Below are 15,814 nucleotides of genomic sequence, written 5' to 3'. Positions count from 1 at the left end.
ACCTCCGATGTCATGGCGCAAATTGCTGCCGCGGCCGCGCTGGCTGCCACGCGCGGCACTGATGCATCCGCAGCGCGTGGTGATCGTCGGCTTTACGCTTGCCATGCTGCTGATGGCGATCGTTGCCATACGAGACCTGTATCTGCTGCGCGAGCGCGTCCTCTCGTCACGACAGCACGACCTGACGCTGCGTTCGCTTGGCATGGAAGCCGTGTTCGCATCCGAGCGGTCCAAGCTGACCTTCGTGCGTGACTACGCACAGCAGTTGATTTCGATTTATGACAGCGGCGCCGCCGAGACCGACCCCGCCGTGGAGCGCGCCTTCCAGATGCGCAACCTGCCGATCTGGCAGATGGAGGTGCCGCTTGGCGATTCGCCGGTGGTGGGCACGTCGCAGGCAAAGCTCGATGAGCTGGAAGGCTTCGAGCGCCGCGATGCCGATCTGCGCGCCGACCTGTATGCGGCGCGGCAACTGAGCCATGTGCTCGGACTCAGCCTGCTTGACGGCGACGATGCCAGGAGCACGCTGACGTTTATCTCCAGCAACGGGCTTTACGTCACCTATCCCGCGCTGGCCGTGGATAAAGCGCCCGCGCTGTTCCGCCGCTTCAGCAACATTTCGTATTACCGCGACATGCTGCCCGATCGGGACACCTCGCATGACATTCGCTGGACGCGCGTCTATACGCAATTCGAAAGCACGCAGCTACGCACGACGCTGAGCATTCCGGTCTATGTGTCCAACCGCTTTCGCGGTGTGGTGGCCGTCGATGTCGACCTGCCGCGCCTGCGTCAGCTGATCGGACTGCCCGACCAGGCGGATGCCACGCGTTTCCTGTTGGACTATCACGGCGCCATCATCGCTTCGAGCGAGCACACCGTCAGGATCGACATGCAGTGGCCTGACGATGTCGATCCAGCCTGGAACAAGGTATCGCTACAGCAGCTCTTTAAAGAAGGTTCCGGCCAGCGCCACGTGAACGGTCAGTATCTGTTCTTTCAGCGAGTCGGTTATCGCGACAACTGGCTGCTTGTTGAAACCTTCAGCGATGCCGACCTATGGCGCGCCGTCCTGCAACGTACCAGTACGCCGCTGCTTGCGATCTGGCTCGCGCTGCCGCTGCTGATGTTTGTCACGCTGCGTGTGGTGACGCTGCTGTTCAATCACTACCTGGCTGCTGGCGAGAAGATGCAGCGCCTGGCGGAAACCGATCCGCTTACGCAACTGGCCAACCGCAGGCACTACGGCGCGGAGTTCGGCAAGGAGTCCGCACGGCAGCGACGCGATGGCTCGCCGCTGTCCATGCTGATGCTCGACATCGATTTTTTCAAACGCGTGAATGATCGCTGGGGCCACGCCAGCGGCGACCATGTGTTGGTCGCGCTGGCCGGCGTGTTGCGCGGCAACCTGCGCGAAATAGACTTGCCGGCGCGGATCGGCGGCGAGGAGTTTGCGGTATTGCTGCCCGGTACCACGTTGGCGGAAGCCACGCATACCGCCGAGCGTCTGCGGCTTGCGGTGCAGGCCACCGTGGTGGACCCAGCCCCCGATGCGCCGCCGTCCGACTCGGGCGACGGGCGCATCCGTTTCACTGTGTCGATTGGTGTCGCAGAAGCCGGGATCGACGCGTGCCAGACACTCGATGCCATGCTGGCAACGGCCGACCGCCGTCTATATGCCGCCAAGCAAGGGGGCCGCAACCAGGTGTGCGCGGCTGATGTGCCGGCCGGCAATGCAGGGGTGCCGCCTGTCCAGGGATAAGGCAGTTCATGACAGCTCCTTCGGCAAGCTTCAGCGCAACAGGAATGCAATGTCGTCGGCCGTGATGACCGACACGGGAATGCCTTTGCGACGCTGGAACAGGATGTGCTGCTGCACGCGGCTGCGCTGCTCGGAGAATGTGGCTGGATCGATTGGCGTGCCACTGCGGGCGTAGTGCTGCACCAGCAGTTTGTAGGCGCGATGGCGGATCTGCAGCGTCTCGTTATCGGCGCGCAGGCGCTGCCATTCGGGGGGACTCAGGTCGAGTGTGTGATTGAGTTCGTCGACGGTGCGCGCATGCAGGTCGCGGTAGAGATCGCGCTCGGCTTCGGCACGATGCAGCTCGTCGCGCAACGCCATGATCTTGTGCTGCAGCTTGAGCGTCTGCCCGACGGCTGCCTGCATGCCCTTGGCGGCTTCCAGCGCCTGGCTGGCGGCGGCCATCGTGCTTTTCCACAGGCCGCGGTCGGCCCCCGCGTCGAGCTCGGGCGGCCAGCCGTCCGACGCCTTGATCGTTGTATCCATGATTGATTGACCCCAGAAACTTCTTGTTTTTACGTCACCCGAAAACCGGCGAACCCGGAAAATCCCGAACCGGCCATCGCCTCGTTGTGCGATGGTCCTTGTCATTTATTTTCGTCGCGCTGTCCGGCCGGTGAGTCGGTGCGGCAGGCAACTGAGACCAATCGTAGTGAGATGTCAGACGCGCGCCAAGTCAAAGATGTGCAGATCTGACTTGGTTGGCGCAACGATGCCAAAAAACGACAAGCGGCCGTCCGTGCCCGGCGTAGACAAAGCAGACAACCCCACGTAAACCCCGAGCTTGAGACGACTGTTTTGACAGGGTTTTGACAGTTTCGCGCTTCTAGAATCCGGGTCATGGCTACCGCTGTATCCACGCGGTGAATCGCCAGACGAATCAACAGCACAACCAACATTCCAATAAAGACAGGAGACCGCGATGCCTCGCACGCTTGCCCGCTTTACGCATGTCTTCGCCGCTTCGGCCGCGCTGGCTGCCGCCGTCGTTGCCGCACCGGCCTATGCCGTCGACAACCTCAAGGTCATGATCGGCGCCAACCCCGGCGGCGGCTACGACCAGACCGGCCGCTCGATCGGCGCGGCAATGGTTGCGGCAGGCACGGCCAAGAGCGCGTCCTATGACAACAAGGGCGGCGCCGGCGGCACCATCGGCCTCACGCAATTCGTGAACACCGACAAGGGCAACCCGAATGCGCTGGTCGTGACGGGCGCGGTGATGGTCGGTGCCATCGAAACCAACAATCCCCCGGTCACGCTCAAGAACGCCACGCCGATCGCACGCCTGTTCGCCGATACGATGGTCATCACGGTATCGGCCAACTCGCCGATCAAGTCGATGAAGGACCTGACCACGCAACTCAAGGCCAACCCCGGCAGCGTAAGCTGGGGCGGCGGTTCGAAGGGTTCCATCGACCACATCCTGGCCGGCCTGATCGCCAAGGATATCGGCGTGGATCCGAAGAAGATCAACTACGTGCCGTTCCAGGGCGGTGGTGAGGCATCGGCGTCGATTCTGGGCGGTCACGTGACCGTCGGTATCGCTGGTGTTTCCGAATTCCTGCCGTTCATCAAGACCGGCAAGATGCGCGCGCTGGCCGTGACGTCGAAGGACCGTACCGCCGATATCCCGACGCTGAAGGAACAGGGCGTCAACGTGGAGATTTACAACTGGCGCGGCGTGTACGGCGCGCCCGGCATCACCGCCGATCAACGCAAGGCACTGATCGACGCCGTGGTGAAGGGCACCGAGAACAAGGTGTGGAAGGAAGCGCTGCAGAAGAACGACTGGACGCCGTTCCTGCTGACCGGCGACGAGTTCGGCAAGTTCGTCGAGGCCGAATCCACCCGCCTGGGCGCCACGCTGCGCGAACTGGGCGTGGCCAAGTAAGGCCTGCCCCGAAGCTTTACCGCAAGTCCGTTTCAACCTGTCGTTCCCGCCCGGCTGCCGATGTCTGATCGGCAGCACGGAGGACGGCACGGGGCACCGGTGCCGCCACCTGCGCAACACCGAAAACCATACCGATATGTCACCGGGCCCCGTGACCGCGCGGGTGGCAGGACCATCCGAGAGCCCCACCATGAAACCATCCCACGTCTCCATCGGCGTCGCCATCCTGGCGTTGTCCGTGTTCTTCTTTGCCGGCTTACCGGGCATCTCGGGTGACGAGGGCTATGCCGGCCTGTCGCCACGCTTCGTGCCCACGCTGGTGGCCATCGGCCTGGCCGTCTGCGGTGCGCTGCTGCTGTGGCAGGGCCTGCGCGGTGGCTTTCGGAACATGCCCGAGGAAGATGCCGAGCTGCCGTCGGCGCCGCACAATTTCAAAGGCTTCCTGTGGGTGTCCGCGGGGCTGGTTGCCAACATGGCACTGATCGGCACGCTGGGCTTCGTGTTCTCGTCCACGCTGATGATGGTATGCGTGGCGCGTGGCTACGGCAGCCGCCGCATCGTGCGCGATGCGCTGATCGGCCTGATGCTGACGCTGCCGATGTGGGCACTTTTCGATTTCCTGCTCGGCATCAACCTGCCGCTGCTGCCGGTAGCGGGCTTCTGAGCCCCTACCCCTACGCCAACGGGAGGAACCTGACATGGATACCTTGAACCAGTTGATGCACGGCTTTGCCGTGGCCATTACGCCAATCAACCTGATGTGGGCCCTGGTGGGCTGTTTCCTGGGCACCGCCATCGGCGTGCTGCCCGGCATCGGCCCGGCCCTGACCGTGGCGATGCTGCTGCCGCTGACGGCAAAGGTGGAACCCACCGCCGCGCTGATCATGTTCGCCGGCATCTACTACGGTGCGATGTACGGCGGCTCGACCACGTCCATCCTGATGAACACGCCCGGCGAGTCGTCGACGATGGTCACCGCGATGGAAGGCAACCTGATGGCCAAGAACGGCCGTGCCGGCCCCGCGCTGGCCACGGCCGCGATCGGGTCGTTCGTGGCCGGCACCATCGCCACGGTGCTGCTGTCGATGTTCGCGCCGGTTGCCGCCGATGTGGCACTGCAGTTCGGCCCGGGCGAGTACTTCATGATCATGATGCTCGCCTTCACGACCGTGTCGGCCGTGCTCGGTTCGTCGCTGCTGCGTGGCATGACCAGTCTGTTCCTGGGCCTGGGCATCGGCCTGATCGGCATGGATTCGCTGTCGGGCCAGACGCGCTATTCGATGAACGTCCAGGAGCTGTATGACGGCGTGGACATCGTCGTGGTAGCCGTGGGCCTGTTCGCCGTGGGCGAGGCACTGTTCAATGCGTTCTTCCCGCAACCGGACGGCACGTTCAACAAGCTCAGCTCGGTGCACATGAACAAGTCCGACTGGAAGCGATCGATTCCGGCGTGGATCCGCGGCACGTTCATCGGCTTCCCGTTCGGCCTGATCCCTGCCGGCGGCGCCGAGATTCCGACCTTCCTGTCGTACGCGACCGAGAAGAAGCTGTCGAACCACAAGGAGGAATTCGGCAAGGTTGGCGCCATCGAAGGCGTGGCTGGCCCCGAGGCCGCCAACAACGCGGCAGTGACCGCCACGCTGGCACCGCTGCTGACGCTGGGCATTCCGACATCGAACACCACGGCCATCCTGCTGGCGGCGTTCCAGAACTACAACCTGCAGCCGGGTCCGATGCTGTTCCAGACTTCGGGCGACCTCGTGTGGGGCCTGCTGGCATCGCTCTACATCGGCAATGTGATGCTGCTGGTGCTGAACCTGCCGGCCATCGGACTGTGGGTGCGCATGCTGCGCGTGCCGACCCCGCTGCTGTATGGCGGCATCCTGATCTTTGCCGGCCTGGGCGCCTATGGCATCCGCCAGTCGTGGTTCGACCTGCTGCTGCTGTTCGTGATCGGCCTGCTGGGCATGGCGATGCGTCGCTTCGACTTCCCGACCGCGCCAGTGATCGTCGGCCTGATCCTGGGGCCGATGGCCGAGAAGCAGCTGCGCAACGCGCTGTCGATTGGCCAGGGCGACTGGAGCCTGTTCATCAAGCAGCCGATCTCGGCCACGATCCTGGCCATGACGGTGGGCGTCGTCGTGATCCCGCGCCTGCTGCGCTGGCATGCCAACCGCTCGACCGCGCGCGCCGAGGCGGACAACGCGGCATAAAGTCGCTGTTGGCTTTCCCCCCCTCTCCCGCCTGGCGGGAAAGGGGCCGGGGAAGCGCCCCGCGATTCGGGATGCCGCGTTCGGCAAGCCAGCGCCGCATCACCCACTCTCATGGCCCTTCTCCTGCTTGATGGGAGAGAGGAGCCACATCCCCCGACCCCCTGTATCATTGGCGCAAACAACATCCGCGCGCCGAGGAGACCGGGACGTGCCTGCCACATTCACCATCGCCGATATCGACGCCACGCTTGAACGCGTGCTGGCCCCCTGGGTGCGTCAGCTCGGCCTGCGTGCCGAAGCCGTGAACGCTGACGGCGTGACGCTTCGATTGCCCTTCCAGGAAAGCTTTCGCCATGCCGGCGGCGTGGTGTGCGGCCAGGTGCTGATGTCGGCGGCCGATACCGCGATGATCGTCGCCGTCTCCGCCGCGCTGGGCGAATTCCGGCCGATGACCACCGTCACGCTGACCACCAACTTCATGCGTCCGGTGATCGATGGCGACGTACTGGTGCGCGCCAACGTGCTGCGCCTGGGCAAGACCGTGGTGTTCGGCGAGATCGAATTGACCGGGCAGGACGGCAAGCTCGCGGTGCAGGCCACCACGACTTACGCGCTGCTTTGAATCCCGCGAACGCGATGTCAGCTTCCATCCCTCAGCCGTTCGATCAAATCGTCTTTGCCGGAGGCGGCAACCGCTGCTGGTGGCAGGCCGGATGGTGGGACACCGTGGCGCCGGAACTGCGGCTGCGTCCGCGCGTGATAGCCGGCATTTCAGCGGGGGCTGCCACGGCGTGCATGGTCTATGCGCACGACTCGCATCAGACGATGGCTTACTACCGCGATGTGCTGGCCAACAATTCGCGCAATGCGTACTGGGGCAACCTGCTACGGCGCGAGCGCGTGTTTCCGCACTACGGCATTTATCGCAACGCCCTGCTTTCGCTGTTTGGCGACAACCGCCTGGACCGCTTGCAGCAAGCGCCCGAGATTCGCATCGGCGTGGCGCACATTCCGCGTTGGACCGGGCCGCGCCTGGCCGTGGCCGCGGGGCTGCTCGCCTACAACATCGACAAGCATCTGCTGAAGACGCTGCACCCGAGGCTGGGCCGCAAGCTCGGTTTTCATCCGGAGTTCGTGCTGGCGCAGGACTGCCGTTCGCCCGAGGATCTGGCGGACCTGCTGCTGCAGTCGGCATCGACACCGCCGTTCACGCCGGTACTGCGCCGGAATGGACGAGCGGTGCTCGATGGCGGCCTGGTCGACAACGTGCCCGTCGACGCCCTCGATGAGACGCCGGGCAATGTGCTGGTGCTTGTGACGCGGCTCTATCCGCGCCCGCGCCGCTTTGTCATCGAAACGGGCGGCCAGCGCCGCCTGTATCTGCAACCGTCACAACGTGTGCCGATTTCGAGCTGGGACTACACCAAGCCCGAGGCGATGACGCATGCGTACGACCTGGGCCGGCGAGACGCGGAAGTGTTTCTGCGCGAATGGCCCGACATTCAGCAGGATCTTTTTCCGGCGTCATAGGGAGGTTCCGCCACGTGTGGCGCTGGTGGATTGGCATGCGGCGATACCCACGGTAGGCCGCGCAGGCAAGGAGGATTGAATGGCAAAACGTCAGGCATCAACCGAAACCGCCACCCGGGCAACGACCGCGAAAGCGCGGCGTCGCGCCAGCGAGGCCAGCGCGGAACCCATCGTCGAGCGCGTACCCCGCAAGCGCGATGCGCGCCCCAAGGCACGCCAGACCGACTTCGTTGTGATCGGTGCCGGCTCCGGCGGCGTGGCCGCGGCACGGCGCGCGGCATCGCACGGTGCGCGCGTGATTCTGGTGGAGCGCGATGCGATTGGCGGCACCTGCGTCAATCGCGGTTGCGTGCCAAAGAAGATGCTGTCCTATGGTGCCGGATGGGCGTCGATTCTCTCCACTTGTCTCTCGCACACTGGCGGCAAGGAAGACTGGCGCGACGCCATCGTGCGCGTGAATGCCGAGGTGGCGCGACTCAATACATCGTACAAGCAGCGGCTTAATGAATCCGGCGTGGAGATCTGGAACGGCGCGGCCGAGTTCAACGAACGCGGCGACATCGTCGTCGGCAACGAAGTTGTGCACGCGGGAAAGGTACTGGTCGCCACCGGCGCCAGTCCGATCGATCTGCCGGTGCCAGGTGGCGAGCTGGTCAGTTCATCGGACGATCTTTTCACCTGGCAGACGGTACCGGGTTCGATCATCGTGATCGGCGGCGGATATATCGCCGTGGAAATGGCGTCGATCCTGTCGCGCTACGGCGTGAAGGTGGACCTGCTGGTGCGCGAAGACCGCCTGCTGCCGAAATTCGATCACGACATTGCCGCCGCGCTGGCCGAGGCGCTGACAGCCAAGGGCATACGCATTCATTTCCGCGCGGCAGTCACGATGGTGTCGCAGTCGAACGGCGCGTTCGAGGTGTGCTACACGCAGGGTGACAATCCTGGCCGCACGCAGACCGTGCGCGCGCAGGCCGCGCTTGCCGCAATCGGCCGCAAACCGAACGTATCGGGGCTGGGTCTTGAAGCGCTGGGCGTGCAGCTCGACGACAAGGGTGGCATCACGGTGGATCGCCAGTTCCGCAGCAGCGTCCGATCGATTCATGCGATCGGCGATTGCATGGCCAACAACGTGCACCTCACGCCAGTCGCCGTGGCACAGGGGCGCTGGCTTGCCGATCGGCTGTTCGGCAAACGCGGAGACATGGTCGATTTCGAGTTCGTGCCGACGGCGGTGTTCTGCGAACCGGCCATTGGCGCGGTAGGACTGACGGAGGCGCAAGCCATCGAGGCAGCCGGCGGCAAGGCTGATCGCGTGCGCACCGAGATCAAACGGTTCGTGTCGCTCGAAAACCGCTTTGGCGGGGTGCCGACGCCTTCGGTATTCAAGCTCGTGTACAACGCGCGCAGTGGCCGTGTGCTCGGGGTGCACCTGATGGATGGCGCCGCCCCGGAGATCGTCCAGACGCTTGCATTGGCGCTGCGGCTGGGTGTGAAGGCATCGCACCTGAAGACGACGATGCCGCTGCATCCGACCGTGGCCGAGGAATTGTTCGGGTGATTGGTGCGCGAGCCGGCACCAGAGGGCAGGCGAAGGCCGAAAGCTAGACGCCGCCAAAACAAAAACGGACGCCGAAGCGTCCGTTTTTTTGAATCTGGTGGCCTGGGACGGAATCGAACCGCCGACACAAGGATTTTCAATCCTCTGCTCTACCGACTGAGCTACCGGGCCAAAGAAGCGAAACTATAACGGGCAGATCTGGACGCGTCAAGCGTTTTCTGGCTGGATTCCTACTGCTCGGTCGGCTCGGGTTTGTTGCGGCCCAGCTCCACGCCCAGCTGCTTGAGCTTGCGATACAGGTGGGTACGCTCCAGGCCCGTCTTTTCGGCCACACGCGTCATGCTGCCGTGTTCGCGCACGAGGTGATACTCGAAATACGCGCGTTCGAACAGGTCGCGCGCCTCGCGCAGCGGCATGTCGAACGAGAACTGCATTTCGCCCTCGGGCACGCCACGCGACGGATTGCCGTTGGCTGCAATCTCGGAAGGTGCCTCGGCCGGCGCGGCGGCAGCCGCGGCGGCTTCCGGGGCACCGGAGGTGGTCAGCGGCGCGGCCGTCACCGGTGCGGTGCGCGGGCGTTCGATACCACGAGCCAGGCCGGCTTCGACAGCCGACAGCAGCTTCTGCAGCGCAATCGGCTTCTCAAGGAAATTCAGCGCGCCGATCTTCGTCGCTTCCACGGCCGTATCGATCGTGGCGTGGCCCGACATCATGATCACAGGCATCGTCAGATAGCCTTGCGCCGACCACTCCTTGAGCAGCGTGACGCCGTCGGTATCCGGCATCCAGATATCGAGCAGCACCAGGTCAGGCGTGGCCTGCGCACGGAAATCCCTCGCCTTCTGGGCGTTTTCCGCGAGCTCGACCACATGTCCTTCGTCACTGAGGATTTCCGAGAGCAGTTCCCGGATTCCCATTTCGTCATCGACTACGAGGATGGTTGCCATACTTCCCCTCTTAACCCCACCGCAGCGCAACCGGAGGCGCCGGCGCGCAAGATTGACTAAGCCAGTTTAACGAACAGGATCGAGATCTGGGCTCCCGTGATCTCGCTACCGTTCATGCGATTGCGCAGTTCGATGCGCGCGCCATGTTCGTCAATGATCTTCTTCACCATCGCAAGCCCGAGACCCGTACCCTTGGCTTTCGTGGTCACATACGGTTCGAACGCACGGCTCAGGATGCGTGGTGCGAATCCGGGACCATTGTCCGTAATGGACAACTTGACGGCTTGCCGGTCTTCGCCGGCAGAATCTTTGTATTCTACAGTCTCGGTGTGCAGAGTGATATGGGGCGCCGCCCTACCGGCCGCCACGTTGTCCGCCGCCGCATCCTGCGCATTCTGCAGCAGGTTGTGGATCACCTGGCGCAATTGCGTTGGATCGCCCTTGATTTCAGGGAGATTCGGGCCCAGCGCCGCATGAATCACCGGATGCTCGTGCACGGCGGGATCATCGATGCCGTACAGATGCAAGACTTCTGCCACCAGACCATTCAACGGCAGCGACTGCATCACCGCCGGCGGTGTTCGCGCGTAGTCACGGAAGTCGTCCACCATGCGTTTCATTGCCGCCACCTGGTTAACGATCGTTGTGGCCCCGCGCTTTAGCACTTCGGCGTCGGCATGCTCCAGTTTCGGCGACAGCTTCATCTGCAGCCGCTCGGCCGAAAGCTGGATCGGCGTCAGCGGGTTCTTGATTTCATGTGCGAGCCGGCGCGCCACCTCGCCCCAAGCCACCGAGCGCTGGGCCGAGATCACATCCGAAATATCGTCGAACACCACCACGTAGCCCGGTTCGTCGCGGCTGCCGCCAGGCAGGTGGGCACCACGCACCAGCAAGGTGAGCGGCTGTTCCTCGTCGCCCTGGGGCAGTTCGATCTGCTTCTGCCAGTGCTGCGCGCCGCCCAGCACCTCGCGCGTGGTCTGCTCGGAGAACGCCTGGCGCACGATATCGGCAAAGTCACCCATCCCGGGGATCTGCTCCACCGGCTGGCTCAGCACGCCCGCGAACGGCTGGCGGAAGATGCGCTCGGCGCCCGGATTGGCCGTGATCAGCGTGAAGCGGCGGTCGAACACCAGCACACCCGCCGTCAGATTCTGCAGCACACTTTCCAGATACGCCTTCGATTGCTCCAGCGCCACGCGATTGTCTTCCACCGCGATGCGGGCCTCGGACAACTGGCGTGTCATCTGGTTGAATTGCTGCGTCAGCTGGCCCAGCTCGTCGCGGCTCTTCAGTTCGCGCTTGGGCGAAAGGTCGCCTTCGGCGACTTCCTTGGTCCCCTGCAGCAGCATCAGCAGCGGCCGTGCCAACTGCCCGCCCAGTAACAGTGCAAGCATCACGGCGATGAAAACCGCCAGGAACAGCGTCAGCGTCAGCGTGCCGATGTACATCTTGCGCAGGCCAGTACGACCGAGCGCCTTTTCCTGATACTCCTGGTACGCGCGCTGGACTTCGTCGGCATTGCGAGCCAGCACCGCCGGCACCGGATGCAGGACCTGCAGGTAGCGTTCCTCGCGGACGGTATCGCCCACCAGGCCAAAGCCGGTTGCCGGGGCGTCCTCGGGGCGGCGTTCGATGGACAGGCCGGAGCCCGCCCAGCGATTGCCTGGCGGCACCAGCCGGCTGCGCGACCGCGCCGCGGCGGCGGCCGCGTTAGCCGTGGCCTGCGCCGCTTCATCGGGCGACGTCGCGGTCGGAGCGGGACCGAGCGGAATGATGACCCGGATACGGTACAGGCGGCTGCTGTCGATGTTGACCGGGGTGTTGTCGCCGCCGGTGGGATCGGTACCGCCCTCCACGGCCGCGTAGCCACCGGCCATGCGGGCCTGTTCCGCCAGTACGCCAGAGGGAATGTCCGGCACCAGTGCCGCGTAACTGCTCGATGCCGTAGCCAGCACGCGGCCGCTGCCGGTGAAGATCGCCGCTTCCTGAATGCCGTACTGCTCGCGCAATCGATTCAGTTGCAGCGAGGTGGCCACGCCCGACGATCCCGTGAGCTGGTCGGCCATCAGGCGAGCCTTGCCCTGAAGGTCCGCCAGTTGGCTGTCGATGGTGGAGCGGCCCAGGTTCAGGCCGGCTTCCAGCGCATTCTCCACGCGCACGTCGAACCACGATTCGATACTGCGCGACACGAACTGCAGCGACACCAGATAGATCAGCACGCCGGGCAACACGCCCACCACACCGAAGAACACAGCCAGCTTGCTCATCAGCCGCGTGCCAAACTTGCCGCGGCGATATCGGATCCAGAGCGTGAGCGCGAGCGCGCCCACTGTCAGCACTAGCAGGACACCGACAACCAGGTTGACCTTGAAGAGCAGCGTGAAATACCGGTCGAAGAACTCGGTATTGGCCGACGCACCCGCCAGCAGGCCAACCAGCACCAACGCCAGGAAGACGATGATCCCCACCACCACGCGATAGAGTACGCGGCGGAATCTGCTATCCCACGGATTGCCGTTCATGGCTGGCTGACCGGCTGGACCAGTTGGTTGGGCGACAGCACGTTCGACACAGTTTGCGCGAACGGCATGCGCACCTCGGCCGAAGGCGCCGAAGCAGCGGGCGGTGCGGACCCCGGCATGGCCGGCGGTGCGGGCGGTGCCACGGGCGGCGGCGCTGGCGGCGGTGCATCGAGATTGGTCGGCACCGTGTAGTTGAAGCGCTTCCAGTCAGACGACAGGTTCCACTCGCGCGTGTTCACGGCGTTGATCTGAAACGGCTTGGGCAATTGCGACAGGTCCAGGCGCATGCGCGTCTCGGCGTGATAGGTCTCGCCGGCTTTGACATCCCTGCGCTCGAAGACCCGCCATCCACGTACCTGCTGGATGAACTGCAACGCGCCCTTCAGGCGGTTGAACGGCAGCTGCAGGCCGCCGGTGGATACCCGGTATTGGCGTGTCAGCGGCTGGTAGGACAAGCGCACCGAACGCGAGGTGTTCACGGGCTTTTCGTCGAACCAGTACCAGCGCGCGCGCGACAGCTGGAAGTCGACGACGAAATAGAGCGAGATGCCTTTGTGCAGCGCGTCTTCCAGCGCGGGCGGCAAGTCGAAATCGAACGATGCACCGAGTTCGAAACCACCGTCCTGGTAGTCGATGCGCGCCTCGGTGGTTTCAATCAGCTGTGCGCCGGCATGGGGCACGTACACCACCAATGCCAGCAGCAACAGGGCAGCCGCGTACCACGCGCGCCAGAGGCGCCACGCGCCGGCCAGCGATGCTACCGGCCATCCGCGCACCGCGCGGCCGGGGGCACGTAGGACGAACAGGCGCAGCAGGCTGGGCATTGGTGGATGGTTCAGGCGCGTTTCTGGAAGCGGGCGTAGTAGAAGCCATCGTGGTCCGATGGCAGGCTTGCCTTGCCGGCAATCCCGCTGCCGGACGTCTCAGGCGCCGTGATGCCGGGCAGCAGTTGCCCCGGCGCCTGCAATCGTATCGCATCTGGAAGCTGCGCACCAAACCAGAGCGCCTGCTCCTCACCTTCCGTTGGGAAAATAGAACAGGTCACATAGACCAGGATGCCGCCCGGTTTCAGCAGCGGCCAGAGCTGCGAAACAATGCGGCGCTGCTCGGTCATCAGCTTCGTGACATCCGATTCGCGCCGCAGCCAGCGGATATCGGGATGACGCCGCACGATGCCCGAGGCGGAGCACGGCACGTCCGCGAGAATGCGGTCGAACTGCTGGCCGTCCCACCAGTCCTTGGGACGGCTCGCATCGCCAACGATCACGTCGGCGCGCTGTCCCAGCCGGGCCAGGTTGTCGTGGATGCGTGCGGCGCGTTGCGCATCGCTTTCCACCGCCGTGACGTGGATGTCGGCCAGCTCCAGCAAATGGCCGGTCTTGCCGCCAGGCGCCGCGCAGGCGTCGAGCACTCGCATGCCGTCGGAAACCTCGCACAGCGGGGCGGCCAGTTGCGCGCCGGCGTCCTGCACGGACACGTCGCCTTCGGAAAAGCCCGGAATCTGCGTCACCGGAAACGCGCGCACCAGCCGCACTGCCTGCTCGCCCACAGCCACACCGGCCAGGCCGGCATTGGCAAGCTCCTGCAGGTATTCGGGCACGGAAATGCGTTTCGGATTGACGCGCAGTGTCATCGGCGGCCGTTCGTTGACGCTTTCGGCCAATGCCATCCATTGCTCCGGATACGCGCGGCGCAACTCGGCGAGCCACCACGACGGCAGGTTCCAGCGTGCCTCCTCGTCCTGCATGATCTTGGGCATCAGTGCCTTGCTCTCACGCAGGAAGCGGCGTAGGACGGCATTGACCAGGCCGCGCGCGTGCGCGGTCTTCGGCTCCGATGCCGCGGCGCTGACCGCCTGGTCGACGACCGTGAACGTGGAATACCCGCCCCGCCCCACTTTGCTGCCATCGCCGTCCTCGCCTTCGATCAGCAAGGCAAGCGCCACGGCAAGCAGCGAGTCAACGAGTGCGCCGGGCGGCCGCGTCACCAGTTGGGTGACCAGCGCGCGCGTGGTGCCGAACAGGCGCACCGAACGGTAGGCCAGATCCTGGATGGCACCGCGCGTGGCGGCGTCGCGCACGCGGTCGAGCCGCAGATGCGTGGCAACATCTTCGATGGCCTGCGGCAGGGCCGTGCCTTCGTGCACGCCGCGAACAGCCGCGGCAGCACCGAGCATCTGGAAGGCAAGGGATTCGTGAGGCAGGCGCATACGGAAAATCAGACAGGCAAGATCAACGGAAAATCGGAACGGCGACGCCGTGGCGTCGGGACGCGGGGGCATAAAAATGCCCGCCGGTCCCAAAAGGAACACAGCGGGCAGTTTACCCGTTGTCGCGGGTCAACCAGTGAAACGGGGCAAATCGAGCCAGATCCGGCATCAGGCGGGATAGCTGCCGGTCTGTGCCATGTGCATCAGGCGCGCGATCCGCTCCTCGGTGGCCGGGTGCGTCGAGAACAGGTTGGCAATGCCGCCGCCCGACAGCGGATTCATGATCATCATCTGCGCGGTGGCCGGATGTTCTTCGGCCGCCTGGAACGGAATGCCCTGCGCATAGCGGTGGATCTTGTCCAGCGCACTGGCCAGCGCCTGCGGATCACCGCTGATTTCGGCACCCCCGCGGTCCGCCTCGAATTCACGGGCGCGCGAAATCGCCATCTGGATCAGCGACGCGGCCAGCGGGGCCAGAATGGCCACTGCGATCGAGGCAATCGGGTTGCTGCGGTTGCCGTTTTCGTCGCGGCCGCCGAAGAACATCGCCATGTTTGCCAGCGCCGAGATGGCACCGGCCATCGTGGCGGCGATGGTCGACGTCAGGATGTCGCGGTGCTTCACGTGCGCCAGTTCGTGCGCCATCACGCCGCGCAGCTCGCGGTCGGACAGCACGCGCAGGATGCCCGTCGTGGCCGCCACCGCCGCGTGCTCGGGATTGCGGCCCGTGGCAAAGGCGTTCGGCGCATCCTCGTTGATCAGGTACACGCGCGGCATGGGCAGCTGCGCGCGCTGTGCCAGTTCCTGCACCATGTTGTAGAACTGCGGCGCGGTGCTGGCATCCACTTCCTGCGCGTTGTACATGCGCAGGACCATCTTGTCCGAGAACCAGTAGGAGAAGAAGTTCATGCCGAGCGCGATCAGCAGCGCGAACATCATGCCGCTGCGTCCGCCGATCATGCCGCCGATGACGATGAACAGCGCCGTGATGGCCGCCATCAGCATGAAGGTCTTGACCCAGTTGAACATGGCTTGGTCTCCAAAACGATCGAATCGATCAGGGCGCGTACCCGCCCCTGCGGGACGCGATGACGGTTAGATAGGGCCGGGACCGTGGAAATTCAATGCTGATGGCAGGGT

At 64.5% G+C, this 15,814-nt stretch carries 13 protein-coding genes and 1 tRNA gene; 7 read left to right on the top strand and 7 right to left on the bottom strand.

Features of this window, described 5'->3' with window-relative positions:
* Window positions 1–7 precede the first annotated feature (7 nt).
* On the top strand, window positions 8–1,762 hold the full coding sequence (locus AC3FLX_RS14130; RefSeq protein WP_488697472.1) for a diguanylate cyclase: 1,755 nt from the start codon (window positions 8–10) through the stop codon (window positions 1,760–1,762).
* Between the two features lie 30 nt (window positions 1,763–1,792).
* Here the strand turns inward: AC3FLX_RS14130 and AC3FLX_RS14125 are convergent, their stop codons facing one another.
* Entirely contained in the window at window positions 1,793–2,287 is a 495-nt protein-coding gene (locus tag AC3FLX_RS14125; protein WP_488697470.1) for a hypothetical protein, read from the bottom strand.
* A 436-nt stretch (window positions 2,288–2,723) separates the two neighbouring features.
* Here AC3FLX_RS14125 and AC3FLX_RS14120 point away from each other — a divergent pair, with 436 nt between their 5' ends.
* The 6 genes from AC3FLX_RS14120 to AC3FLX_RS14095 all read left to right on the top strand — a co-directional run bounded on the left by AC3FLX_RS14120 (window position 2,724) and on the right by AC3FLX_RS14095 (window position 8,996).
* A complete protein-coding gene (locus AC3FLX_RS14120) occupies window positions 2,724–3,692 on the top strand; it encodes a Bug family tripartite tricarboxylate transporter substrate binding protein (RefSeq protein ID WP_488697468.1) in 969 nt (322 codons plus the stop codon).
* Between the two features lie 190 nt (window positions 3,693–3,882).
* A complete protein-coding gene (locus tag AC3FLX_RS14115; protein ID WP_488697466.1) occupies window positions 3,883–4,356 on the top strand; it encodes a tripartite tricarboxylate transporter TctB family protein in 474 nt (157 codons plus the stop codon).
* A 34-nt stretch (window positions 4,357–4,390) separates the two neighbouring features.
* Window positions 4,391–5,905, top strand: a complete 1,515-nt coding sequence (locus AC3FLX_RS14110) for a tripartite tricarboxylate transporter permease (RefSeq protein WP_488697465.1) — start codon at window positions 4,391–4,393, stop codon at window positions 5,903–5,905.
* Between the two features lie 208 nt (window positions 5,906–6,113).
* Complete coding sequence (locus AC3FLX_RS14105) at window positions 6,114–6,527, top strand: PaaI family thioesterase (RefSeq protein ID WP_488697464.1); 414 nt, start codon at window positions 6,114–6,116, stop codon at window positions 6,525–6,527.
* Between the two features lie 14 nt (window positions 6,528–6,541).
* The gene (locus tag AC3FLX_RS14100) at window positions 6,542–7,435 is read left to right on the top strand and encodes a patatin-like phospholipase family protein (RefSeq protein ID WP_488697463.1); all 894 of its coding nucleotides are present in this window, start codon (window positions 6,542–6,544) and stop codon (window positions 7,433–7,435) included.
* Between the two features lie 79 nt (window positions 7,436–7,514).
* The gene (locus tag AC3FLX_RS14095) at window positions 7,515–8,996 is read left to right on the top strand and encodes a dihydrolipoyl dehydrogenase family protein (protein WP_488697461.1); all 1,482 of its coding nucleotides are present in this window, start codon (window positions 7,515–7,517) and stop codon (window positions 8,994–8,996) included.
* 95 nt (window positions 8,997–9,091) lie between these two features.
* Here the strand turns inward: AC3FLX_RS14095 and AC3FLX_RS14090 are convergent.
* The 6 genes from AC3FLX_RS14090 to htpX all read right to left on the bottom strand — a co-directional run bounded on the left by AC3FLX_RS14090 (window position 9,092) and on the right by htpX (window position 15,703).
* Window positions 9,092–9,167 (bottom strand) — tRNA-Phe (locus tag AC3FLX_RS14090).
* Between the two features lie 59 nt (window positions 9,168–9,226).
* On the bottom strand, window positions 9,227–9,943 hold the full coding sequence (locus AC3FLX_RS14085; protein ID WP_488697459.1) for a response regulator: 717 nt from the start codon (window positions 9,941–9,943) through the stop codon (window positions 9,227–9,229).
* Window positions 9,944–9,999: 56 nt separating this feature from the next.
* Window positions 10,000–12,465 carry an ATP-binding protein gene (locus tag AC3FLX_RS14080; RefSeq protein WP_488697457.1) on the bottom strand — a complete coding sequence of 822 codons (2,466 nt, stop codon included), beginning with the start codon at window positions 12,463–12,465 and terminating at the stop codon, window positions 10,000–10,002.
* Complete coding sequence (locus AC3FLX_RS14075) at window positions 12,462–13,289, bottom strand: DUF4390 domain-containing protein (RefSeq protein ID WP_488697456.1); 828 nt, start codon at window positions 13,287–13,289, stop codon at window positions 12,462–12,464. Before AC3FLX_RS14075 ends, AC3FLX_RS14080 begins: the two co-directional genes overlap by 4 nt.
* Before the next feature lie 11 nt (window positions 13,290–13,300).
* Window positions 13,301–14,674 carry a 16S rRNA (cytosine(967)-C(5))-methyltransferase RsmB gene (gene rsmB, locus AC3FLX_RS14070; RefSeq protein ID WP_488697454.1) on the bottom strand — a complete coding sequence of 458 codons (1,374 nt, stop codon included), beginning with the start codon at window positions 14,672–14,674 and terminating at the stop codon, window positions 13,301–13,303.
* Window positions 14,675–14,842: 168 nt separating this feature from the next.
* Window positions 14,843–15,703, bottom strand: a complete 861-nt coding sequence (gene htpX, locus AC3FLX_RS14065) for a zinc metalloprotease HtpX (RefSeq protein WP_488697453.1) — start codon at window positions 15,701–15,703, stop codon at window positions 14,843–14,845.
* Window positions 15,704–15,814 lie beyond the last annotated feature (111 nt).

The organism is Cupriavidus sp. 291-E7, from assembly GCF_057798835.1.
This window is presented reverse-complemented; position numbering and strand designations above follow the sequence as displayed.

Bases quoted from the DNA above. Each gene is read 5' to 3' on its own strand.
- AC3FLX_RS14080 (WP_488697457.1), bottom strand. From the start codon at position 12,465: ATGAACGGCAATCCGTGGGATAGCAGATTCCGCCGCGTACTCTATCGC.
- AC3FLX_RS14120 (WP_488697468.1), top strand. From the start codon at position 2,724: ATGCCTCGCACGCTTGCCCGCTTTACGCATGTCTTCGCCGCTTCGGCC.
- AC3FLX_RS14130 (WP_488697472.1), top strand. From the start codon at position 8: ATGTCATGGCGCAAATTGCTGCCGCGGCCGCGCTGGCTGCCACGCGCG.
- rsmB (WP_488697454.1), bottom strand. From the start codon at position 14,674: ATGCGCCTGCCTCACGAATCCCTTGCCTTCCAGATGCTCGGTGCTGCC.
- AC3FLX_RS14095 (WP_488697461.1), top strand. From the start codon at position 7,515: ATGGCAAAACGTCAGGCATCAACCGAAACCGCCACCCGGGCAACGACC.
- AC3FLX_RS14085 (WP_488697459.1), bottom strand. From the start codon at position 9,943: ATGGCAACCATCCTCGTAGTCGATGACGAAATGGGAATCCGGGAACTG.
- AC3FLX_RS14075 (WP_488697456.1), bottom strand. From the start codon at position 13,289: ATGCCCAGCCTGCTGCGCCTGTTCGTCCTACGTGCCCCCGGCCGCGCG.
- AC3FLX_RS14110 (WP_488697465.1), top strand. From the start codon at position 4,391: ATGGATACCTTGAACCAGTTGATGCACGGCTTTGCCGTGGCCATTACG.
- AC3FLX_RS14100 (WP_488697463.1), top strand. From the start codon at position 6,542: ATGTCAGCTTCCATCCCTCAGCCGTTCGATCAAATCGTCTTTGCCGGA.
- AC3FLX_RS14125 (WP_488697470.1), bottom strand. From the start codon at position 2,287: ATGGATACAACGATCAAGGCGTCGGACGGCTGGCCGCCCGAGCTCGAC.
- htpX (WP_488697453.1), bottom strand. From the start codon at position 15,703: ATGTTCAACTGGGTCAAGACCTTCATGCTGATGGCGGCCATCACGGCG.
- AC3FLX_RS14115 (WP_488697466.1), top strand. From the start codon at position 3,883: ATGAAACCATCCCACGTCTCCATCGGCGTCGCCATCCTGGCGTTGTCC.